This is a genomic window from Saccharothrix sp. 6-C, from assembly GCF_016695385.1.
Lineage (GTDB): Bacteria > Actinomycetota > Actinomycetes > Mycobacteriales > Pseudonocardiaceae > Actinosynnema > Actinosynnema texasense.
The window spans coordinates 3,392,254-3,414,579 of sequence record NZ_CP064192.1; the positions used below are offsets into that span (position 1 = coordinate 3,392,254).

Here is a 22,326-nt window from a genome sequence, read left to right on the forward strand (position 1 = left end):
CCTCAGTCGAGCGCTTCCTCCGGCTCCCGGTCGGTCCCGACGACGTCGAGTTCGTCCAGTTCCTGCACAGCCGGTTCCCACAGCCGGCACAACGCGTCCCCGCCGGGCAGCGCCGGGTCGACGGCGAACCCGATGCAAGCCTGGCCGGAGTACGACACCAGGAACGCCCCGAGGGGGTGCCCGCGCGGGATGAAGCCCAGCGGCACCATCCCCGTCATGGGCGTGCCCTCGTAGGCCAACGCCCGCCGCGACCCGCGCACGTTGCTGGCGAGCAGGTCGATGTGCCACCGCGAGAACGTGAGCCGCAGGATGGCGCTGACCAACCAGACCGGCAGCGCCCGGGACCCGGCCGCCCCCGTGGCGATGTGGCCGCTGCGCTTGCTGATCGCCGTCGCGCGGGCCACCGCCCGCAACCGGCGGCGGGCATCGGGTTCGTGGCACGGCAGCGCCACCCTCAGGTTGACCACCTTGGCCGCCGGCTCGTCGTCGCCGTCGCGCTCGTGCAGGTCGGCGGGGACCAGCGTCCAGACCGGTCGCGGACCGCGGCGCCACGGCGTGTGCGGCCACTCGCGCAGGACGGTGGTCAGCGCGGCCAGGAACACGTCGTTCACCGTGCACCCGTGGCGGTCGGCCACCCCGCGCAACGTCGCCAGGGGGACCGTGGTCCACTCGAAGCGCCGCGCACCGGTGCCCTCGAAGGCGAACGCACCGGTCGCGACCGGCAGGAACCGCAGCACGTAGCGCAGCAGGCCGCGAGCGACGCGGACGAGGTCGCCCGCCCGCCCGCGCCGCCGAGGTCGGTGTCGGCGCTCCTCCGCCGACGTGCCCCCCAGCACCCGGCAGGCGAGCTGGACCAGCGAGGCGCCGTCGAGCAGGGCGTGGTGGGCCTTCACCAGCACGGCCCACTCACCCTCGGCGTACCCCCGGATGAGCCAGCACTGCCACGGCGGGATGTCCGGCGGCGGCTCCTCGGCCATGAGGGAGTCCACCGCGGCCCGCAACCCGCCCGGCGGGGCCTCCCACACCCCGCCCTGCCGATCGGGGTCGAGCTCCGGGCGGACCAGCCACCGCGACCGCCGCCCCTCGAAGTGCGGCACCAGCCCCAACGCGGGCACGGCGTCGGGCCAGGCCAGCACGAAGCGCCGACCTTCGTCGACGCCGGGCGGCGTTCCGGTGAACAGGACCAGCCCCCCGATCTGCAGGTTGATCGGCGTCGGGCGCGAGCCGTAGGCGAAGAAGCCGGCCTCCAGACCGGTGAGCGGCCTGCCCGGGGGCGTCATCGGGCGACCCCGGCAGGCCGGGAGCCGTCGCGCAGACCGGACAACAGGTAGCCGGCGCCGATCGGCGTGGTGCTTGCGGACGTGCCGAGCACCTTGCGCACGTGGGTGTCGTCGTAGCGGCGCCGGTGCGCCAGGTAGGGCAGGAACCCCGACGTCACGGACGGCATGGCCGCGTGCAACTTGGCTTCCAGCTTGGTCATGCGGACGGGTTTCTCCTGGACGAGGGTGAAACGGGTGCGGGAGAGGTCGCGCAGCGCGTGCTGGACGTCGGCCACCGTGACGTCGCGGTGGTGGACCACGTGGTAGGTGTCCACACCGCGGTCGCGTCGGGCCTGAGCCAGCTCGACCATGGCCGCCGCCGCGTCGTCGACCGGGATGAGGTTCAGGTGGGCGGAGGGCGCGCCGGGCAGGCGGATCGGGCCCTTGGCCGAGGCCAGGAGCACCTTGTCGAGCGGGGTGGCCTGCTTCAGGATCGCCTCGATGGCGCGGGTGACCGCCTGGAGCGGGTGGGCGGGCAGCTCCGGTCGGGGCGGACGGTCGTCGACCAGGATGCTGGGCCGCAGCACGACGGCCGGGCGGCGGTGGGCGGTGGCCCAGGAGTGCACGAGCAGCTCGGCTTCGTACTTGGACTGCTCGTAGGCGTTCTCGAAGCCCCAGGAGCCGTCGAGGTCGTCCTCGTACACCACCCCGGTGCGGCGCCCACCGGCCACGAAGGCGGTGCTGATGTAGCAGAACAAGGGGTCGCGGCGGCCGGCGGCGGCCAGGGCGAGCACGTTCCGGGTGCCTTCGACGTTGACCGCGCGAACCCGGGAGAGGTTCGCTTCCAGGTCGATGTCGCCCGCGCAGTGCCACACGGCGTCGAGGCCGTCGGCCAGCTCCCGGAAGGCGGCGGCGGACAGTCCCAGGTCGGGCCGGGAAAGCTCGATCCCGACGACCCGCAGGCGCTCCGCGAGGCGCGGTTCGGGTGTGCCGACGGCGTGCAGCGCACGTGCTATCCGGTCGACCGGGTCGGCGCCCCCCGCGCGGGTGAGGATCGTGATCGCCTCGTGCCGGGACAGCAGCTCGCGCACGAGCCGGGTACCGAGGAAACCCGTGGCACCGGTGAGCGCAACGCGCATGGGACAGCCTCTCGTGACCTTCGGTTGACCGACTGCGGACTTAGAACTCCTAACGCAATGAGTGGTGGCGTTGGAGGCGTCGCCAGCAGATGATCGAGCAGGCGATGCTGAGGAAGGCCTCGTGGATGTCGTCGCGGATCTCCCAGCGGACGCGCAGGCGGCGGAACCAGTGCAGCAGCGCGAGGGTCTGTTCGACCACCCAGCGGTGGACGCCCAGACCCGAGCCGTGTTCGACGCCGCGGCGGGCGATGACCGGCCGGATGCCCTGGGCGCGGAGTTGGCGGCGGTACTTGTCGTGGGCGTAGGCCCGGTCGGCGAACAACCGGCCGGGCCTACGCCGCGGTCGTCCCACCCGTCCACGCACGGGCGGGACGGCGTGGATCAGCGGCATCAACTGGGTGATGTCGTTACGGTTCGCGCCGGTCAACGTCACCGCCAAGGGCACGCCGCCGCCGTCGGTGATCACGTGGTGCTTGGAGCCCGCCCGGGCACGGTCGACCGGGCTCGGCCCGGTTTTGGGCCGCCCTTCACCGCCCTGATCGACGAGGAGTCCACCACCGCCCGAGACCAGTCCAACGCCCCCGCGGCCTGCAACCTCGCCAACAGCAGCTCGTGCAGCCGGGACCACACCCCTGCGGCGTTCCAGTCCCGCAACCGCCGCCAACACGTCATGCCCGACCCGTAGCCCAGCTCCTGGGGCAGGAACTCCCACTGGATGCCCGTGTAGAGCACGAACAGGATGCCGCACAACGCCTTGCGATCGTCCAACCGCCTACGACCGGGATACCGGAACCGCCGCTCGACCTTCGGCAACAGCGGTTCGATCAACTCCCACAGCTCGTCCTCGACCTCCCAAGGCCGACGCCGGGCCACACCAACCTCCCACCGGACCAACACCACATCCGACAAGATCACAGCATACCCAAGATCATTCTGTTAGGAGTTCTAAATCAGGACGATCAAGCACCGGCAAGCTGCGCGCCACCTTCGAGTGACACGCCAAAGGGTTACGGTGCAGTACTCCTCGGGCTCCACGCCCAGTTCCAGCGTGATCGCCGAGCCCGACAGTGGACGCGGATGCCTGTGAGGCAGGGATGTCACGTCACCCCGTGTGTGCACAGTGGACAGCTCCACGACTGGGTGTCCCGCTGACTCGTGCCTGCGCACCGCGGTCACCGCAAGTGGTTGTCCTTCATGCCAACGGGGAATGGCACGTCATCCTCCCCGCCCGTTAGGTTCGGTGCCGGCCCGCGGCACCCGGGGCCGTTGTCCCGTGCTCGATTACCTGAGGGGTCTGATCCGGTGGATCGCGGTCGTAGCCGAGGGCGCACGAGCTGGAAGCGTTTCGTGGCGGTGCTGGTGCCGGCCGGGTTGGTGTCGGGGGCGGTGCTGACCGGTGTCGCCCAGGGAGCGATCGGGGTGTCGCTGGCCACCGCCGGCCAGATCACCCTGACGGTCGACCGGGTCGAGTCGGAAGGCTTCGAGATCATGCCCTCGGTGTCCACCTCCGGGACGGCGGCGTTGGTGGTGCGCCTGCCCTCGGCGGAGGTGTCGGGGTTGTGCCAGACCTCGACGGTCGACCTGCCGGTGATCGGCGCGATGACCACGGAGCTGCGGGCGCGGCAGGTGCACGTGACCGACCTGGTGCTGGAGGTGCACGACCTCGGCGGCGCGCTCAGCCTCGACGAGTTGCTGGTCGGGCGGGGCGCGGATCCGGACGGCGGCCGGGTCGGCCACCGCGCGGGGAAGGCGGTCCTGGGCCGCATGACCATCAAGGCCGAGTCGGTGACGGCACGCTCGTTCGCCGCCGAAGGGTTGCAGCTGGGCCACCGCGACGGCACGCAGGGGTGCTCGGGCTCACCGAGCGGCGACGGGCGGTGAGCCGCTTCGGCCACTGGCGGCGCTCCTGCCCCTTCACCGCCGGGGTGCTCGCCGTCGCGGCGGCGGTGGAACTGGTCGTCGCCGTGGGCCTCTCCGCCGGGGTGGTGGTGCTCTCCGGCTCGGGCGCGGCGATGGCCTGGCTGTTCGCGGCCCTGCTGCTGGTCGCGGGAGTCACGCTGCTGGTCAACCCGGCCCTGCGCCACTTCGCGGGCGTCGTGGCCCTCGTGGTCGGCGTGGCGAGCCTGGTGCACGCCAACCTGGGCGGCTTCCTCCTGGGCTTCGCTGCAGCCGTGGTGAGCGGAGCGCTGGCACTGTCGTGGGTCCCGGTCGACGACCCGACCTGCGAGCCGGAGGAGCCGAGCTCCGCCGTACTTCCGGTCGAGCACTGACACGCCGATCCCTTGGCTCCGGCGCATTTCGGGTGGCGGCTCGTCCGTTGTGGTGATCGCGGCCGGCCTGGACGACGGTGGCGCCCTGGAACAGTCCGTCCACCCACGGGCTGGTCAGGATCAGGACGGTGGTGCCGCCGGTGACCACCTCCGCGCAGCGCACCTGGGCCGCCACCGCCACCGCCACCGATGCCCGGTCCCGGCGGTGCCCGCCGGCCTCGTGCCGCAGCACCGGAAACTCCCATCCCGGGTGCAGCAGTCGTAACCCCCAAGCTTCGCACCACGACGACGAACACCCTCGTCCGCACCGCACCGCACCGCACCGCACCGATCGCGTGGAGCGCTCGGGCGTTGACCGCCGCGCCGGCCACCCTCGTTCACGCACCGGTGGAACTCTCCGCCGTTGAGGGTGTCCTGGCGAGATCGGCGCCGGTGGTGGCGTCGTTGCCGTAGATCGTCTTGCCGGGGTTGGCGCTGGTGCAGTCAATCGTGTCGTTCCCGCAGTGCGCACGGCGAGGTTCGACGGCCTGTGGGGGTGCCCGGACGCTGCGCCGAACCGTCGAACCGCGGTGGTGGTGCGCCGTGCCCGACAGGCATGAACGTGGCGTCTGCGCGCGACCGGCGTCCGGCCGTCGGCTGGACGGCTCTGCTCGGGCGGTCGTCGGGCCGACGACCTCGAACCGCCGGTACTGCGTCGAAGCACTCCACAGCCCGCGATCGGGCCGGGCCGCTGGAGCCGGTCGTGGCCAACGGCTCGGAGGACGGGATCGCGACACCGGGGCGCCGGGGTCAGCCCACCGGCTCGGCCCCGGTTGAACGGCCGACCAGCTCGGCCCACACGGTCTTGCCCGTCGGGTGGACATCGACACCCCATCGGTGCGCCAAGCCCTCGACGAGGGCCAGGCCGAAGCCGCGCCTCCCGCCCCAGCGGGACGATCCTGGGCCGGGCGCCTCGCGGCCCGCGTCCTCGACCTCGATCCGCACCGCCGACGAGGCCGTCGACCCCCAGACCCTGACCACGGCCGGGGACCGCCCGTGGTCGTGGGCGTTGGCCGTCAGCTCCGCGAGGACCAACCAGGCCTTCTCCGCGCAGTCCTCGTCCTCCTGGTACAACGCCGCCCGCACCCACCGTCGCAGCTCTCGTGACGGCGTCCGCGAGACCGGCAGGTCCATGCTCAACACCAGCCGACCCTGTTCGCCCCCGTGTCCGTCACCCTGCGCCTTGGGACCAACCTGCCCGATCGCACTCATTGCCTCGACCTACCCGGGCAGCCCCATCTCCACACCGACCCCGGCGGCTCGTGTCGTCGTGGTGACGACCGGTCCGTCGGAGCGGGTATAGGGTGTCGTATCTGTGCCTTGTGAGGCCACAGGCATCGAGGGCGTGCAGTGAACACTGTCGATCTTCTCCGAAAGAGCGTCGATCTCGACCTGCCCGACAGTCGCCCAGCCACAGCAGCCCTGATGGGTTTGGTCGCCGGCCTGGTGGGCGGGGTCGGTGACGATCGGCTCGTGGACGTCCAGGTCGTCGCCGCGCAGTTGGTCGGCAACGCCTACCGTCATGCCCGAGCACCGCGGCGGTTGCGGATGTACCGGTTGCCCGACCGTGATCTGGTGCGGATCGAGGTGGGCGACGGCAGCTCGAGCCTGCTGCCGGTTCTGGGCCGGCTGGACGCACCCGAGCACGGCCGCGGCCTGCTCATGGTCAACCGGCTGTCGGTCAACTGGGGACATCGGCGTGACGGTGACCGGAAAGCGGTCTGGGCCGAGGTCAGCTTGGTCTGAGCCGTTCGGCCGCCTGTCTTCAGGCCGAGCGCGGTCCGTCGTCGTGGCACGAGGTCGTGGCGGCGTGTGCTTGACGACGTCGACCACCGGTGTCCACGTCGACGGGCATGGGTGGAGCCGGTGGACGGATGGGGAGTGAGTCGACTTCCCCAGGCCGGCTCGCCCGCGCACGGCCGCGATGTGGCCGCCGCTCGCCGGGCGATGTGCACCACGCCCGGCGCGAATCTCGCCGGCTCGGGGCCAAATCGCCGGTCAAGGCGTTGACCAGGCGCTCGCCGAGGTGCCGGAGATGCCCAGGCAGCACGGGCGCTGTTTGCTCAACGTCTCCGTGCTGCCTGGGCCCGGACCACTGGAAGCGGCCCTACCGCCGTGCGATCGCTCGTTCGGCACTACGCCAATTACCCGGCTTGCGCGGACGTACACCGCAGGTGCGGGGGTTTGTCCGGTGACCACGGCGACCGCTCCGCCAGCACTGCCCGCCGTTGCACGGCGGGTGAAGCAGGCAGGGCCGGGACGTCGACCGCCGGTCGAGCAACCTCCGGCAGGGCAACGGGCGAATCTCGCTGGCCGCCCCTCGGCGCGCCGAATCCCTCCGCCGGCACCCAGCCACCGGGGCATCGCGTTCGACTCCGGGCGATCTGCGACGATGCTGGCCCGGACGTCGAGGAATGGGTATTCGCGCAGGTCGCGTGCCTGCACTCGAACACCTGCTCCGTGGTGATCAGCACCTGGTTCGCGAGCAGTGGCCGGTCGGATGGCCGTCCTGGGCGGAGAGGTGGACGTGTCCTGCTCCGCCCCGCGTGCTCCGCGGCCGACCGGTGAGGATGCGCCGGTACGGACAGCGCGTGCGCACCGCCGGCCGGCACGATCGCCGGCCACCTGCGTCGATCCGGTCACATCGGCACGCCGTCAGGTCCGGGGATGCGGTGGCGGGCCAGTACCTCGTCGAAATCGCCGCACTCGTGAGCGGTCACGAGGTCGTGGGCGATGTCGCGCAGCTTGCGGTTGGTGTGCTGCGAAGCCCTCCGCAGCAGCGTGAAGCTCTGCTCGGTGTCGTGGGCGAAGTGCCTCATCAGCAGACCTTGCGCCAGGCCGATGGTGTGGCGGGTGTCGAGCGCCGTGGTCAGGTGCCGCACCATCTGCTTGCTGTGGTGCAGCACCTCGACGTTGTCCAAGGCGACGCCGGCGTGCAGGGCGATCAGCAGGATGATGTCGTAGGAGTGGTCGTTGAACCGGTGGGGTTCGCGCGACACCAGCATCGCGGCGGCGGTGGGGGAGTGCAGGGTGGGCAGGGGCAGCACCAGGCAGCTCCGGTGGCCGTGCACGGCCAGACGTGCGGCGAACAACGGCCAGCGGCGGTCCTGCGTGGTGTCGCCCAGCCGGCGCGGTTCGCGGTAGCGCAGTGCCTCGCGAACCGGGTCACCCTGGTCCGCGGCGAGGTCGAGCGGCGGGTGACCGGTGGCCGCGGCCACGTCGACCTCGCCCCCGCGGTCGACCGCGAGGAGCGCCAGATCACAGTCCGGGACGGCGTGGACCAGGTGTTCGACGAAGCGGCGTGCGACCTCCTCGTGCTCCTCGTCCTCCACCAACCTGCCCATCCGGGCCAGCTCGGAAGCCAATGTGCGGACGGAGACGTCCTGGTCACGTGTCATCGGTGCACCCCTCGACAGGCCGCGCTCCGCGCGACGGCCGCGAGACCGGGCGGAGCTGGTAACCGGGATGCTGCACTGCTGAACACCCTCCAGGCGGTCAAGATAACGCAATGCCCCGGCCACACGTTCCCCCGACCTGCCGCGGCGGATGGGCAGGGCACGCGCCGACCGGGAGCGCGGACGCCGTGCCACCTCGTGTCGTTCTCGTAGCCGTACGTGCGCGGACGTGACTCACGGTGGTCTCGTCGTGTTCGGGCATGTGGGCGGTGTGGTTGGGAGGAGCCCCGAGTGGTCGGAGGTCGCTGCGGAGCGCGTCGACTTGCGGGGCAGCGCTTACGAAGAGGTGCTGCGCACCCAGCGGCCGTGGCAGGAGCAGGACGGTGACGGCGCGCGGGTCGTGCTGCCGGTGACCAACCGCGGCGACCGCGTCGGCGAGCAGCGAGGTGAGGATCACCGACTTCGTGCAACCAGGGGAGGATCGATCCGTAGGCGGTCTGCCATGAGTCGTCACCTCACCTGTTAAACACGCGCCCTGCGACGGTCGTGAAGCTCGTCAACCAGCTTCTCGGCCGCTTCGGGGCCGGGTTCGTCCTCCGATGCGGCCCGGTACCTCGCAGGAGAGACGCGCTGGTGAACGCTTCAGGCTCGTCTCCGAACATCGACGCCACCACGGCGTGACGCGGTCGTGCCAGGTCATCGGCGGCCGCCGGTGTCAGTGGCCTGCGGCCGTTGGTCTCGGGGATGCGGTGGAGTTGCGCACGACGAGTCGGACGTCGAGGACCAGCGGTGCGGTGTGGTGGCCTCCGCCTCGGGCGAGGTCGAGGAGGCGGTCGACGGCGTGGGTCGCCTTCCCGACGATGTCCTGGGCGACGGTGGTGAGCGTGGGGGTGATGTAGGCGCTGATGTCCAGGTCGTCGAACCCGACGACCGAGACCCGTTGCGGCACGGGAACGCCGGTGTCGCGCATGCCCTCGATGATGCCGATCGCGAGGATGTCCGCGGTGGCGAACACCGCGGTCGCCTCGGGGTGGCTCGTGAGCAGGCGCCTGCCCAGTTCCACACCGTCGTCGTGCGTGGTGTCGACGGTCTCGATCGGACAGTTCTCCGGGGAGGCCCCGGCGTCCCGCAGGGCCGCGCGGAAGCCGAGGAAGCGTTCGTGGACGACACCGACTTCGGTGAACGACGGCGCGGCGAACACGATCCGACGATGCCCCAGGGACAGCAGGTGCGAGGTGGCCAGGTGTGCGCCGGTGAAGTCGTCCGTCCGCACCCCGGTGGTCAACGGGTTGTCGGAGTAGCTGTCGATGGCCAGCACCGGTGTCGCTCCGGTGACCCGGCGGTCCAGGCGGTCGACCTCCTCGTCGAGGAAGCCGAGCAGCACGGCTCCGTCCAGGCTCCAGGACCGCAGGGCCTCGCCGATCTCGTCGGTGTCGGACACCCCGCGCAGCAGCAGGTGGTAGCCGCTCTTGCGCAGTCGGCGCTCGATGTGACCGACGATGGCGATGTTGTGCGGGGAGATGGCGAGGCTGGCCTCGCTCGCGGCGGGCACGAGCAGCCCGACGAGGCGCGAGCTGTTGGCGGCCAGGCTGCGTGCGGAACCGTTGGGCACGTAGCCGAGCTCGGCGACGATCCGGCGCACCCGCTCGACGGTGTCGGTCGACACGCGAGCGTGCTTGCCGTTGATCACGTTCGACACCGTCATGATGCTCACGCCCGCCGCCCTGGCGATGTCCTTCAGGGTCACCCGCACCGGTCTGATCTCTCCTCTCGCCTCCGCAGAACACGGACTGGTCGTTGACACCTGCGCTGCGGCGCGGTTAGTGTCCCACACCACTTGATATAGCGCTAAACCGACTCTGACCGGCGACGTTCGGTTCATTTGGGGTGCGCCGTGAGCGGCAATGAGGGGGAGAGATCGTGACGATGGGCAGCCCGGCGGGGCACCGGCAGTGGTGGCGGGACGCGGTGATCTACCAGATCTACCCGCGCAGCTTCGCCGACTCCGACGGCAACGGCACCGGCGACCTCAACGGCGTCCGCGGCAGGCTGGCGTACCTGCGCGACCTGGGTGTGGACGCGATCTGGTTCACCCCGTGGTACGCCTCGCCGCTGGCCGACGGCGGTTACGACGTGGCCGACTACCGGGCCATCGACCCGGCGTTCGGCACGCTGGCCGACGCCGAGGCGCTGATCGCCGAGGCCGCCGGGATGGGCATCCGCACGATCGTCGACGTCGTCCCGAACCACGTTTCCAGTGAGCACGAGTGGTTCAAGGCGGCGCTGGCGGCCGGACCCGGTTCTCCGGAGCGGGAGCGCTTCTGGTTCCGCGAGGGCCGCGGCGCGGACGGCGGGCTGCCGCCGACGGACTGGGTGTCGAGCTTCGCGGGCGGCACGTGGACGCGGGTGCCGGACGGCCAGTGGTACCTGCACCTGTTCGCCCCCGAGCAGCCCGACCTGAACTGGAACCACCCGGACGTGCGGCGCGAGCACGAGGACGTGCTGCGGTTCTGGTTCGACCGAGGCGTGGCGGGCATCCGGGTCGACTCGGCGTCGATGCCGGTCAAGGACCCGGCGCTGCCCGAGGTGCGGCAGACCTACGAACCGGGCGGGCACCCGTTCATCGACCGCGACGAGCTGCACGACATCTACCGGGGCTGGCGCGCGGTGGCCGACTCCTACGACGAGCCGCGCGTCCTGGTGGGGGAGATATGGCTGGACGACCAGCAGCGCTTCGCCCGCTACCTGCGTCCCGACGAGATGCACTCGGCGTTCAACTTCGACTTCATGGGACGCCCGTGGGAGGCCAAGCAGCTGCGCGAGTCGATCCAGTCCACCTTGGACGCCCACGCCCCGGTCGGCGCGCCGCCCACGTGGGTGCTGTCCAACCACGACGTCACCCGCCCGGTCACCCGGTACGGCCGTGAGGACAGCTCGTTCTCCTTCGCCACCAAGCGGTTCGGCACACCGACCGACCTGGAGCTGGGAGAGCGGCGAGCTCGCGCGGCGGCGCTGCTGACCGCGGCGCTGCCCGGCGCGCTGTACGTCTACCAGGGTGACGAGCTGGGTCTGCCCGAGGTGGAGGACCTACCACTGGAGGCGTTGCAGGACCCCATGCACTTCCGCTCCGGAGGCACCGACCCGGGGCGCGACGGGTGCCGCGTGCCGTTGCCGTGGACCCGCTCAGGTCACTCGTTCGGGTTCAGCCCGGACGGGTCGGGCGCCCCTGCCTGGCTGCCGCAGCCGGCCTTCGGGTGGGGCGAGCGCTCGGTGGAGGCGCAGGACCGGGACCCGCGTTCCACGCTGGCGCTCTACCGGGCCGCCCTGGCCCTGCGCCGGTCCGAACCCGGGTTGCGCGGGGAGCGCTTCTCCTGGTCGGACAGCACCGAGGACGTGCTGGCCTTCACCCGCGACGACGTCGTGTGCGTCGTCAACCTCGGCACCGCGCCGGTGCCGCTGCCCGACCACCACGAGGTGCTGCTGACCAGCGTCGACCTCGACGGTGACCACCTGCCCGCTGACGCCGCCGCCTGGCTGCGCGCCTGATCGACACGAAGGAAAGACGATGAAGTCCTCCGCCGCAAGGCCACTGCTGACCAGACTCGCGACCGCGGCGATCGTGCTGCCCTTGGTCCTGACCGCGTGCGGCTCCGATCCCGACGACCAGGTGGGCGCCGACGGCAAGGTCGTCATCACCGTCGCGATGGACTCGGGCCTGGAGAAGGCCGCGATCGACGCGTTCACCAAGCGCGCCGAGCAGTTCGAGGCCGCGAACGCCGATGTCGACGTCCGCACCCAGGAGTACACCTGGACCGCCGCGTCGTTCACCGCCCAGCTCGCCGGCGGCACCATCCCCGACGTGTTCACCGTGCCGTTCACCGATGGCCGCGGCCTGATCGAGCGCAAGCAGATCGCCGATGTCAGCGAGCAGGTCGCCAAGCTGCCCTACTCCTCCTCGCTGAACCCGAACATCGCCAAGGCCGGGCAGGCGGCGGACGGCAGGCAGTGGGCGGTGCCGATCGCCGCCTACGGACAGGCGCTGCACTACAACCGCACGTTGTTCACCCAGGCCGGGCTGGACCCGGACAAGCCGCCCACGACGTGGGCCGAGGTGCGTTCCGCGGCCAAGCAGATCACCGAGCGCACCGGCCAGACCGGCTACGCCCAGATGACCTCGGGCAACACCGGCGGCTGGATCCTGACCACGCTCGACTACGCCTTCGGCGGCCGCATCGAGAAGATCACCGGCGACCAGGCCGAGGCCACCGTGGACACCCCGGAGATGACCGAGGTGCTCGACACCGTGCGAGCCATGCGCTGGGAGGACAACAGCATGGGCGCGAACTTCCTCTACGACTGGGCCGGCATCAACCAGGACTTCGCCGCGGGCCGCATCGGCATGTACGTCTCCGGCGGCGGCAACTACGGCAACCTCGTCACCCAGAACGGCCTCAAGGCCGCCGACTACGGGGTCGCCGCCCTGCCGCTGGCGGACGAGCCGGACGCGGGCGTGCTCGGCGGCGGCACGCTGGCCGTGGTGAGCCCGAAGATCGGCGAGCGCAGCAAGGAAGCCGCCGTCAAGTGGATCGACTTCTACTACATGGGCAAGCTGACCGACCAGGAGGCGGCCGTCGCCGACGCCAAGACGCTGGCCGAGACCAACCAGCCCGTCGGCGTGCCGGCTCTGCCCGTGGTGGACCGTGCGACCTACGACAAGCAACAGGAGTGGACCAAGCAGTACGTCAACGTGCCGTTGGACCAGATGACGCCGTACACGGCGAAGATGTTCGACCAGCCGCTGGTCACCGAGCCGACCCGGTCCACCCAGGACGTCTACAAGATCCTGGACCGGACGGTGCAGGCACTGCTCACCGACCAGGCCGCAGACGTGCCCGCCCTGCTGGCCGAGGCCGACGCCGAGGTGCAGGCCCAGATCGGCCGGGGCTGACGTGGCCGTCCGATCCCACTCCCGCGTGGCGGCGGTCCCCCCGCCGCCACGCGGGCCCCGCCCGCCGCGACGGCGGCGCACGCCCGCCACGTGGGTGCGCCGCGGTGGGTTGAGCACCCTGGTCTTCCTGCTGCCGCTGCTGCTGGTGTTCGGGGTCTTCTCCTGGGCGCCGATCGTGCAGTCGGTGGTGATGAGCTTCCAGCGCACCAACCTCGTGGGGCCCGTCGAGTTCGTCGGCTTGGACAACTTCGCCCAGGTGCTGTCGGACCCGCTGCTGTGGACCGCGTTGCGCAACACGGTGTGGTTCGCGGTGCTGGCGCTGCTGTTCGGCTACCCGCTGCCGCTGCTGGCCGCGGTGCTGATCAGCGAGGTCCGCCACCGCAAGGGGCTGTTCAGCGCGTTGGCCTACCTGCCGGTGGTGATCCCGCCGGTGGTCGCGGTGCTGCTGTGGAAGTTCTTCTACGACGCCGGCCCGACCGGGGTGTTCAACACGGTGCTGGGCTGGGTCGGGCTCGGGCCGTGGCAGTGGCTGCAGAACCCGGGCAGCGCGATGCCCGCGCTGGTGCTGGAGGCCACGTGGGCCGCCGCCGGCGGCACGGTGATCATCTACCTGGCCGCGCTGGCCGGGGTGCCCGCCGACCTGTACGAGGCCGCCGAGATCGACGGCTCGGGGATCTGGCGCAAGGTCTGGCACGTCACGCTGCCGCGGCTGCGGGGCGTGCTGCTGGTGACGTTCATCCTCCAGATCATCGGCACCGCGCAGGTGTTCCTGGAACCGTTCCTGTTCACCGGCGGCGGTCCCGCGAACTCGACCACCACCCTGCTGCTGCTGATCTACGACTACGCGTTCGCGAACAGCCTCGGCGGCGACTACGGCGCGGCCACCGCGCTGAGCATCATGCTCGCGGCCGTCCTGGCGCTGTTCTCCACCGCGTACTTCCGGTTGACGAGATCCTGGAGCGCGTCGTGAACCGAGGTCTGGTCTCGCCCACCGAGTGGGCGACCACCCGCACCCGGCTGGTGCTGCGCACCCTTCAAGGGTTGTTGCTCGGCACTCTGCTGCTCGTCGGACTGGGACCCGTGCTGTGGCTGGCCAAGGCCGCCGTCACGCCCACCCAGGACACACTGCGGGCACCCCTGTCGGTGTTCCCCCACGGCTTCGACCTGTCCAACCTGGTCACCGCGTGGACCCGAGTGGAGATCGACAAGTACTTCCTCAACACCGTCTGGCTCGCCGCCGGCTCGTGGGCCGTGCAGCTGGTGGTGGCCACCACCGCCGGGTACGCGCTGGCCGTGCTGCGGCCCCGCTACGGAGCCCTGATCACCGGCGTGGTGCTGGGCACGCTGTTCGTCCCCTCGATCGTGCTGCTGGTGCCCCTGTACTTGACCGTGGTCGACACCGGCATGATCAACACGTTCTGGGCGGTGTGGCTTCCGGCCGGCGCGAGCGCGTTCAACGTCGTCCTCGTGCAGCGGTTCTTCGCGAGCCTGCCGCGCGAGGTGTTCGAGGCGGCCCGGGTCGACGGCGCCGGGCCGTTCCGGATCTTCTGGTCGGTGGTGCTGCCGCTGTCGCGGCCCGTCATCGGCGTGGTGTCGGTGTTCGCCGTGGTGGCCAGCTGGAAGGACTTCCTCTGGCCCATGCTGGTGCTGCCCGACCCCGCGGTGCAGCCGCTGTCCGTGCGCCTGCCCGCCCTGCAGCGCTACGTGGAGCTCGACGTCTTCCTCGCCGCCCTGGCGATCTCGTCGATCATCCCCATCGCGCTGTTCTTGGTGTTCCAACGACTGTTCCTGAGCGGCGGCGCGCTGGAGGGCGCGGTCAAGGGATGAGCCAGGGCCCGACGTCGGGCCTCTACCCTGCGGAAAGAGACAACAACGATGTTGAGCAACCTCTCCAGGAGAGGACTCGCGGCACTCACCACGACGGTGGTGGTCGCCGGTCTGATCACCCTGTGGAGCACGGCCGCCCCCGCGGCGCCGGCCGTGCTCGAAGCCGAGTCGGCCGCGCTCTCCGGCGGCGCCCGCGTCGAGTCCGAGCACACCGGCTACTCCGGCGCCGGCTACGCCGGCGGGTTCACCGACGCCAACCGCGGCAACGCCAAGGCGACCTTCACCACCAACGCCACGGCCGGGCAGAACACCCTGACCCTGCGCTACGCCAACGGCACCGGCTCGACGCGCACCGTGACCCTGTCGGTCAACGGCAGCGTCCGCCAGGTCTCCCTGCCCGCCACCCCCGGCTGGGCCTCGTGGGGCACCGTGCGCCAGAGCGTGCCGCTCAACGCCGCCGGCAACTCCATCGCCGTGTCCTACGGCGCCGGTGACAACGGCAACGTCAACCTGGACAACATCACCGTCGAGCCGGCCCCCGTCTCCGCCGGTGATCTCGAGGCGGAGTCGGCCCAGCTGTCGGGCGGCGCCCGCGTCGAGTCCGAGCACGCCGGTTACACCGGCAGCGGTTACGTGGGCGGCTTCACCGACGTCAACCGGGGCGCGGCGACGGCGACGTTCACCACTGCCGGCGGCAGCGCCGGGAGCAGCGAGCTGACGCTGCGCTACGCCAACGGCACCGGCTCGACGCGCTCCCTGTCCGTGTCGGTCAACGGCGCCGTCCGGCAGGTGTCGCTTCCCGCCACCTCTTCCTGGGCCGCGTGGGGAACCGCGACCGCCGCGGTGACCCTCAACGCCGGTGCGAACACGATCGCGATCTCCTACGGCGCCGGTGACAGCGGCAACGTCAACCTGGACAACATCAGGCTGTCCACCGCCGTGCCGACCACCACGACCACGACGACGACCAACCCGCCGGGACCCGCCGGCACCTACGAACTGGAGACAGGGTTCCTGTCCGGTGGCGCGGTGGTGGCCACCAGCCCGTCCGGCGCCACGGGAACCGGATCGGTGAACCTGCCCGGCAACGGCGCGCGCGTCATCCGCAGCATCAACCAGACCAGGGCGGGCAACGCCACCGTCACCCTGCGCCACACCAACTCCTCCACGCGCACGGTGACCCTGTACGTCAACGGCGTCAAGGGTGCGCAGCTGACCCTGCCCGGCGGCACCGGCTGGCGCACCACGACCCACAGCGCGGCACTGCGCTCAGGGTTGAACCTCATCGGCTACCACGTCACCAGCGGTGACACCGGCGGCGTCCAGCTCGACAACATCGCGGTCACCAACACCGCGGGCCTGGCCGTGCGCGGCGCGACCGTGCCCTACACCACCTACGAGACCGAGAGCGGCACCGGAACCCGCATCGCCGGCCGCGCCTACACGACCGAGGCCGCCGAGGCGTCGGGGCGCAGCGCCATGAAGCTCACCGGCACCGGTCAGTACGTGCAGGTCACGTTGACCAAGCCCGCCAACGCCATCACCGTGCGCGCCGGCCTGCCCGACGACGCCTCGGGCAACGGCACCACCGCACCGCTGGCGGTGTACGTGGGCGGAACCAAGGTCCGCGACCTCGCGCTGACCTCCAAGTACAGCTGGATGTACGGCGACTACCCCTTCACCGCCGGCCCCGGCGGCGCGCGTCCGCACCGCTACTTCGACGACGCCCGCGTCCTGCTGCCCCAGACCTACCCGGCCGGCACGGTGCTGCGCCTGGCCAAGGACACCAACGCGACCAGCTACATCACCGTGGACCTGGTCGAGGCCGAGGTCGTCGACGGCCCGACCACGGCCCCGGCCGGTTACCTCAGCATCACCGACCACGGAGCACGGGCCGACGACGGCGTCGACGACAGCGCCGCCCTCCGCTCGGCCGTGTCCGCCGCCCGGGGCAACGCGGCCCGCGGCGTCTGGATCCCGGCCGGTCGGTTCACCCTCTCCAGCCTGGTCCAGGTCAACGGCGTCGACGTGCGCGGCGCCGGGATCTGGCACACGGTGCTCCTGGGCGCCAACCGACGCGGCGGGTTCTACGTCAACGGCGCCGACACCACGCTGGCCGACTTCACCTTCGACGGCGACGTCACCACCCGCGACCCCGACGGGGCGCCCAACTCGGACGCCTTCATCGAGGGCGAGTTCGGCACCGGGTCGCTGATCTTCAACGTGGCGGCCAACCACGCCAAGGTCGGTCTGTGGATCAAGCAGGCCGACGGCCTGCTCGCCTCGGGCATGCGCATCCGCAACACGATGGCAGACGGTCTGAACATCAACGGCAACACCGCCAACGTCCGCGTCGAGCAGAGCGACTTCCGCAACACCGGCGACGACGCGCTGACCATGTGGTCCTGGGAGTCCGCGGGCACCGTCAGTCGCAGCGTGTTCGCCTTCAACACGGTCGCGCTGCCCATCCTGGCCAACGGCGTGGCCATCTACGGCGGCACCGACAACCGCGCCGAGGACAACCTGATCACCGACACCGTGTTCAACGGCTCCGGCGTCATGCTCTCCACCTGGCACGCGTCCATGCCGTTCAACGGCACGACGACCGTGCAGCGCAACACCCTCACCCGCACCGGCACCCGCAACTGGGACTGGCACACCCACACCGGCGCGGTCTGGCTGTTCGCCGAACGCTCCGACATCACCGGCGCGGTCGTGCTGCGCGACCTGGAGATCAACGACAGCAACTACCACGGCCTGCTGCTGAGCTGGAACAAGGCCGTGCGCGACCTGACCGTCGCCAACGTCAGGATCAACGGCACCGGCGGCGCCACCGAGTCCTTCGACGACGGCGCCGGGACCGTCACCAACGCCAACTCCCACGGCACCTACTTCTACCTCATGTCCGGCACCGGCCGGTTCGACGGCGTGACCGTCTCCGGGCTCAAGGGCACGGGCAGCCGCGGGATGGTCAACGACGAGAACCGGTACACCGTCCAGCGCGGCAGCGGCAACTCCGGCTGGTGAACCACCGGTGCGACCCCGCGCGTGACTTCAGCGGGGTCGCACCGGTGCCCGGATCGACGCAGGAACACCACCCGGCACAGACCAGGAAGCACCACGAATGACCCCTTGGTGGCAGGACGCCGTGTTCTACCAGGTCTACCCCCGCAGCTTCGCCGACTCCGACGGCGACGGCGTGGGCGACCTGCCCGGAGTCCGATCCCGACTGGCCTACCTGCGTGCGCTCGGCGTGGACGCGGTGTGGCTGTCACCGTTCTACCTCAGCCCGCAGGCCGACGGCGGCTACGACGTCGAGGACTACCGGGCGGTCGACCCGCTGTTCGGGACCACGGACGACGCACGGGCGCTGCTCGCCGACGCCCACGCACTCGGCCTGCGCGTCATCGTGGACGTGGTGCCCAACCACTCCTCGTCGCGCCACCCGTGGTTCCGGGAGGCCCTGGCCGCACCGGGCTCCGACCACCGTGCCCGCTACCACTTCCGCCCCGGACGCGACGGCGGGCCGCCCAACGACTGGCAGTCGCTGTTCGGCGGCCCGGCGTGGACCCGCACCACCAACCCCGACGGCACGCCCGGCGACTGGTACCTGCACCTGTTCTCGCCCGAACAACCCGACTTCGACTGGACCCACCCGGCCGTCGCCGAGGAGTTCCGGTCCGTGCTGCGGCACTGGCTCGACCTGGGCGTGGACGGCTTTCGCGTCGACGTGGCCCACGGCCTGGTCAAAGCACCCGGGCTGCCCGACCACGGCATGCCGACCCACCTGCTGGACCTCACCGCCACCCCGTTCTGGGACCAGGACGGGGTCCACGCCATCTACCGCGAGTGGCGGCGGCTGCTGGACGCCTACCCGGGCGAGCGCGTAGCGGTGGCCGAGGCGTGGGGCCCGACGCTGACGCGCACCGCCCGCTACGTGCGGCCCGACGAGCTGCACCAGGCGTTCAACTTCCACCACCTGACCTGCCCGTGGGACCCGGTCGCACTGCGCGCGGTCATCGACGACTCGCTGAGCGCCATGTCCGCCGTGGGCGCACCCGCGACCTGGGTGCTGTCCAACCACGACGTGGTCCGCCACGCGACCAGGCTCGCACCCGACGCCGACGCGGGGACGGGGCTGCGCCGGGCCCGCGCGGCGACACTGCTGATGTTGGCGCTGCCCGGCTCGGCCTACCTCTACCAGGGCGAGGAGTTGGGCCTGCCCGAAGTGCGCGACCTGCCGCCACACGCACGTCGTGACCCCGCGTTCGCCCGCACCCGCGGCCGTGACGGGTTCCGCGACGGCTGCCGGATCCCGCTGCCCTGGTGGGGAACGCAACCGCCTTACGGCTTCAGCCCGTCCGATACCCGGACGTGGCTGCCCCAACCCTCGCACTGGGGCGACTACACGGTGGCCGCCCAGACCGGCGACCCGGCTTCGACCCTGGAGATGTACCGCGCCGCGCTGACGGCTCGCAAGACCGTGCGCGGCGAACTGGTCTGGCTGCCCACCGCGTCGCACGTGCTCGCGTTCGAACGCGGCACCGCGCGCTGCGCGGTCAACCTGGGCGACCGGACCTGCACCATCGACACCGGCGGCGTCGACCACATCCTCACTGCCAGTGGCCCCGTGCGCCATGACGGCCATCTCACGAGCGTGCCACCCGACACGACGATCTGGTGGCGGACCGGCACCGCGGGTTCCGGGTCGCTCTGACGCCCGGCAGGACCGACCACGAGCAGCCGGGCTCGTGCGGACCGCGGCTGTGCCCGACAACCCGGGGCGGCGCATGACCGCGAAGCCGTGCGCCATGAAGCCGAGCCGATGCCGTGGGAACCCTCCTCACACAAAGGGGCGTCGTGGTCTATTGGACCTGGAGAATGGGGCTGTGCAGCTCCACGTGGTAGCTCGCTTCCCAGACTTGGCCGACGGAGACGTACTCCGCACTTCTGCGCGGGATGGCGCAGGTGGCGGTGGGAGTGGATTTGACGGAGTGCGCAGGGACGAGGAAGTTGCTCCAGACGCCGCCGGCGCAGGTGATCGACGTTCCGCTGCGGGTGTAGTCCACCCAGATCGTGTCGACGGACCAGGCGGCATCGCCGGCGTTGCCGAGGTTGACCGTGAAGTACACCTCGTTGTTGTCGGCCCAGGCGCAGGTCTGCCAGTACCAGTCGGAGTGGCCGGTGATGTAGCTGTAGCCGCTGCAGGCGCTGCCTGCCGCACCCGGCGGCACCACGACTGCCGCCGACGCCGGTGAGGAGAACGCGAGGAGCCCTGCGCTCAGCAGCACCCCGGTCACGATGAGCCTGAACATGTGCCTCGCCCCTGTTCCTCTGCTGTCCGAACCCACTCGATTCGCCGCTGGTCGTGTCATCGACGTGCCGTCTGCCCGGTGTACGCGAGCGAAGCGGTGTCGGCCTGCCGAGTGGTGGTGGAGATGAACACGGTGCGGATCGAGCCGTCCGGCGAGCGCCAGGTGAAGATCGGGCTGCCGGTGGACAGGAGCAGGCCGGTGGGGTCGGTGGCGGCGTCTTCGAAGTAGTGCACGGTCCACGGGCCGAAGCCGCCGGCCGGTGCGACCTGGCTGGACTGGTGGATGAGGTTGTCGGCGCCGCGCACCGCCAGCTCGACCAGGCCTCCGGCGCGCAGCACGGCGGCGGGTGGGCCCGCCGCGGTCAGGTCGCCGAGGGTCTGCCAGGTGCCGGGGAACACGCCGGCGGTCTCGCGTTGGGTGCGCACCGTTCCGTCGGCGGCGCGGGTGAACACCTGGAGGTCGCCGTTGGCGTGTGCGACGGCCGCGGGTTTGCCGGTCGCGTCGGCGCCGATGGTGCGCCACGCGCCGAGTGCGCTGCCCGAGTACCGGGCGGTCCGCAGCACGCCGTCGCCGAAGCGGGCCACGATGTCCAGCGCGGTTCCGTTGCGCACGAGGGTGAAGTCCGGGGTGAGGCCGCTTCCTCCGAGCTTGCGCCAGGCGGTGTAGGTGTCGTTGGGTGCGAGCTGGGCGCGTCGCCACAGTGCGCCCGAGTCGTCGACCGCGTGGATGGTCAACGTTCCGTTGGCTTCGCCGACCACCGTCGGGTCGCCGGCCATCCACCCGTGGTGCGCCGTGATGTCGGTGACCGCGCCCCAGGACCCGTTCGCGGTGGTCTGCACCTTGCCGCGGTAGTCGGCGTCGTCGTGGCTGTTGGCCAGCGCCTCGATCCTGCCGTCCGCGCGGATGCCGACACCCGGTGCGCCGGTGAACTGGTGGTAGTCGGCGATCACCTGGTACTCGATGATCTCGTAGTCGCCGGCGTTGCGCTGCTTGCCGGCGGTGAGGCCGCCGGCGGAGTTGACGTAGAAGAAGGTGACCAGTCCGTCGGTGCCTTGCACCGGTGTCGTGGGCGCGTCGAACCGCTGGGGTACCGCGGGTCGTGACGGCACGGGGTACCCGGAGAGCCGGCAGTTGTCGGTCGCGGCGACGACGTCCAGGTCGCCGTACCAGCCGGAACCGACGATCTTTCCCTTGCCGCTGTTCGCCCAGGTGGCGGTGTCCTCGTGGTATCGGTACCAGAGCAGTTCGCCGCCGTTGTCCGCCCGCGAGCCGTAGAGGATGTCGCCGCCGGGGGAGAAGATCCGGTTGAACGTGTTCCAGCCCCACCCGACCTGGGTCCGGTACTGGGTGAACCGCTCGGACGCGGCGTTCCAGCGGAACCGGAACAACCCGCCGTCCGGTGTGCGCGCGTACAGCACGCCGTCGTCGGTGGCGACGATGAGGTTGTACTGGTTCCAGCCGGTGTCCAGGACCTTCGCGGGAGCGAACGCGCCGGTGGCGTGGTCACCCGTCCAGGCGAGGACCTGGAGCTGCCCTTGCGCGTTGACCGAGTACAGCCTGTCCCGTCCGTCGACGGTGACGTGGTTGCGGTACGCGGCCTGCGAGTAGCGGCTCCACCCGTTGCCGACGTCCCTGGACTGCTGCCCGTTCCAGTGGTCCCAGTCGGTGCCGTTCCAGCGGTACCGGAAGAGGTCGCCGGTCGGGCCGTCCAGCCGGTAGATCACCCCGTTCGGGCCCGCCAGCGTGCGGTCGCCGTTCCAGCCCCCCGCGCCGATGGTGCGCCTCGCCCCCCAGCTGGCGACACCGGTTTCCGGTTCGTTGTGCGAGTAGAGGTACATGGTGCCCGCCTGGGTCACGACGTGCACGTTCACCGCGGAATTGCACACGAGCGTGGCAGCGGCCTGCGCCGCGGTCGGCGGGATGAACGATCCGGCCGATATGGCAGTGCACGACAAAACGATGGCGGACATTCTTTTGCGCAGGCCGGCGCCGAGCACTGCCATCTGATCTCCCCCTGGGTCGTGCTCGTCCCTGTGGACGACCATCGACTGTAACCACACGTGCAGGGGCTGTCAGCGTTTTCGGGTGACGCCCGCCGAGTGGCCCTGCCCGTGGTTGCGCTGAGCACGCGTGA

17 protein-coding genes are annotated in these 22,326 nt (G+C 71.0%); 9 read left to right on the top strand and 8 right to left on the bottom strand.

Annotated elements, in window-relative coordinates:
* Positions 1-2: 2 nt before the first annotated feature.
* From IOD16_RS14605 to IOD16_RS14615, 3 genes are all read right to left on the bottom strand, one after another.
* Entirely contained in the window at positions 3-1,280 is a 1,278-nt protein-coding gene (locus tag IOD16_RS14605) for a wax ester/triacylglycerol synthase domain-containing protein (RefSeq protein ID WP_201440492.1), read from the bottom strand.
* A complete protein-coding gene (locus tag IOD16_RS14610) occupies positions 1,277-2,398 on the bottom strand; it encodes an SDR family oxidoreductase (protein WP_201440493.1) in 1,122 nt (373 codons plus the stop codon). Before IOD16_RS14610 ends, IOD16_RS14605 begins: the two co-directional genes overlap by 4 nt.
* Positions 2,399-2,447: 49 nt before the next feature.
* Positions 2,448-3,271 (bottom strand): IS5 family transposase gene (locus tag IOD16_RS14615; protein ID WP_201441368.1). Its coding sequence is split into 2 segments (ribosomal slippage): positions 2,448-2,917 and positions 2,917-3,271, totalling 825 coding nucleotides; the frame shifts between segments, so codons are not numbered across the junction.
* A 474-nt stretch (positions 3,272-3,745) separates the two neighbouring features.
* On the opposite strand from IOD16_RS14615, the gene IOD16_RS14620 reads away from it, so the two are divergent.
* A complete protein-coding gene (locus IOD16_RS14620) occupies positions 3,746-4,279 on the top strand; it encodes a DUF6230 family protein (protein WP_123741254.1) in 534 nt (177 codons plus the stop codon).
* Entirely contained in the window at positions 4,276-4,668 is a 393-nt protein-coding gene (locus IOD16_RS14625) for a DUF6114 domain-containing protein (protein WP_201440494.1), read from the top strand. The genes IOD16_RS14620 and IOD16_RS14625 overlap by 4 nt, the downstream gene beginning before the upstream one ends.
* A gap of 789 nt (positions 4,669-5,457) precedes the next feature.
* Here IOD16_RS14625 and IOD16_RS14630 read toward each other — a convergent pair.
* Positions 5,458-5,841: an ATP-binding protein gene (locus tag IOD16_RS14630; protein ID WP_201440495.1), complete on the bottom strand. Its 384-nt coding sequence runs from the start codon at positions 5,839-5,841 to the stop codon at positions 5,458-5,460.
* 216 nt (positions 5,842-6,057) lie between these two features.
* Between IOD16_RS14630 and IOD16_RS14635 the strand changes: the two genes are divergently transcribed.
* On the top strand, positions 6,058-6,453 hold the full coding sequence (locus IOD16_RS14635; protein WP_201440496.1) for an ATP-binding protein: 396 nt from the start codon (positions 6,058-6,060) through the stop codon (positions 6,451-6,453).
* Between the two features lie 893 nt (positions 6,454-7,346).
* Here the strand turns inward: IOD16_RS14635 and IOD16_RS14640 are convergent.
* Complete coding sequence (locus tag IOD16_RS14640; RefSeq protein ID WP_201440497.1) at positions 7,347-8,105, bottom strand: GAF and ANTAR domain-containing protein; 759 nt, start codon at positions 8,103-8,105, stop codon at positions 7,347-7,349.
* A gap of 712 nt (positions 8,106-8,817) precedes the next feature.
* Positions 8,818-9,855 (bottom strand): LacI family DNA-binding transcriptional regulator, encoded by a 1,038-nt coding sequence (locus tag IOD16_RS14645; RefSeq protein ID WP_201440498.1) that lies wholly within the window; start codon positions 9,853-9,855, stop codon positions 8,818-8,820.
* 173 nt (positions 9,856-10,028) lie between these two features.
* Between IOD16_RS14645 and IOD16_RS14650 the strand changes: the two genes are divergently transcribed.
* The 6 genes from IOD16_RS14650 to IOD16_RS14675 all read left to right on the top strand — a co-directional run bounded on the left by IOD16_RS14650 (position 10,029) and on the right by IOD16_RS14675 (position 19,594).
* Positions 10,029-11,648, top strand: a complete 1,620-nt coding sequence (locus tag IOD16_RS14650) for a glycoside hydrolase family 13 protein (RefSeq protein ID WP_201441369.1) — start codon at positions 10,029-10,031, stop codon at positions 11,646-11,648.
* A gap of 19 nt (positions 11,649-11,667) precedes the next feature.
* A complete protein-coding gene (locus tag IOD16_RS14655; protein ID WP_201440499.1) occupies positions 11,668-13,050 on the top strand; it encodes an ABC transporter substrate-binding protein in 1,383 nt (460 codons plus the stop codon).
* A gap of 109 nt (positions 13,051-13,159) precedes the next feature.
* Positions 13,160-14,020, top strand: a complete 861-nt coding sequence (locus IOD16_RS14660; protein WP_236594983.1) for a carbohydrate ABC transporter permease — start codon at positions 13,160-13,162, stop codon at positions 14,018-14,020.
* On the top strand, positions 14,017-14,877 hold the full coding sequence (locus tag IOD16_RS14665; protein ID WP_201440500.1) for a carbohydrate ABC transporter permease: 861 nt from the start codon (positions 14,017-14,019) through the stop codon (positions 14,875-14,877). Before IOD16_RS14660 ends, IOD16_RS14665 begins: the two co-directional genes overlap by 4 nt.
* Before the next feature lie 48 nt (positions 14,878-14,925).
* Positions 14,926-17,904, top strand: a complete 2,979-nt coding sequence (locus IOD16_RS14670) for a CBM35 domain-containing protein (RefSeq protein WP_201440501.1) — start codon at positions 14,926-14,928, stop codon at positions 17,902-17,904.
* Between the two features lie 97 nt (positions 17,905-18,001).
* The gene (locus tag IOD16_RS14675) at positions 18,002-19,594 is read left to right on the top strand and encodes a glycoside hydrolase family 13 protein (protein ID WP_201440502.1); all 1,593 of its coding nucleotides are present in this window, start codon (positions 18,002-18,004) and stop codon (positions 19,592-19,594) included.
* A gap of 148 nt (positions 19,595-19,742) precedes the next feature.
* Here the strand turns inward: IOD16_RS14675 and IOD16_RS14680 are convergent, their stop codons facing one another.
* Together IOD16_RS14680 and IOD16_RS14685 are read right to left on the bottom strand one after the other, a co-directional pair.
* On the bottom strand, positions 19,743-20,192 hold the full coding sequence (locus IOD16_RS14680) for a hypothetical protein (protein WP_201440503.1): 450 nt from the start codon (positions 20,190-20,192) through the stop codon (positions 19,743-19,745).
* A gap of 56 nt (positions 20,193-20,248) precedes the next feature.
* Positions 20,249-22,063, bottom strand: coding sequence for a tachylectin-related carbohydrate-binding protein (locus tag IOD16_RS14685; protein WP_201440504.1), 1,815 nt, complete (start codon positions 22,061-22,063; stop codon positions 20,249-20,251).
* Positions 22,064-22,326 lie beyond the last annotated feature (263 nt).

What these genes read in the sequence shown, in the direction of transcription:
- IOD16_RS14605 (WP_201440492.1), bottom strand. Translation starts at nt 1,280, where the DNA reads ATGACGCCCCCGGGCAGGCCGCTCACCGGTCTGGAGGCCGGCTTCTTC.
- IOD16_RS14610 (WP_201440493.1), bottom strand. Translation starts at nt 2,398, where the DNA reads ATGCGCGTTGCGCTCACCGGTGCCACGGGTTTCCTCGGTACCCGGCTC.
- IOD16_RS14630 (WP_201440495.1), bottom strand. Translation starts at nt 5,841, where the DNA reads ATGGACCTGCCGGTCTCGCGGACGCCGTCACGAGAGCTGCGACGGTGG.
- IOD16_RS14640 (WP_201440497.1), bottom strand. Translation starts at nt 8,105, where the DNA reads ATGACACGTGACCAGGACGTCTCCGTCCGCACATTGGCTTCCGAGCTG.
- IOD16_RS14650 (WP_201441369.1), top strand. Translation starts at nt 10,029, where the DNA reads ATGGGCAGCCCGGCGGGGCACCGGCAGTGGTGGCGGGACGCGGTGATC.
- IOD16_RS14655 (WP_201440499.1), top strand. Translation starts at nt 11,668, where the DNA reads ATGAAGTCCTCCGCCGCAAGGCCACTGCTGACCAGACTCGCGACCGCG.
- IOD16_RS14670 (WP_201440501.1), top strand. Translation starts at nt 14,926, where the DNA reads ATGTTGAGCAACCTCTCCAGGAGAGGACTCGCGGCACTCACCACGACG.
- IOD16_RS14675 (WP_201440502.1), top strand. Translation starts at nt 18,002, where the DNA reads ATGACCCCTTGGTGGCAGGACGCCGTGTTCTACCAGGTCTACCCCCGC.
- IOD16_RS14680 (WP_201440503.1), bottom strand. Translation starts at nt 20,192, where the DNA reads ATGTTCAGGCTCATCGTGACCGGGGTGCTGCTGAGCGCAGGGCTCCTC.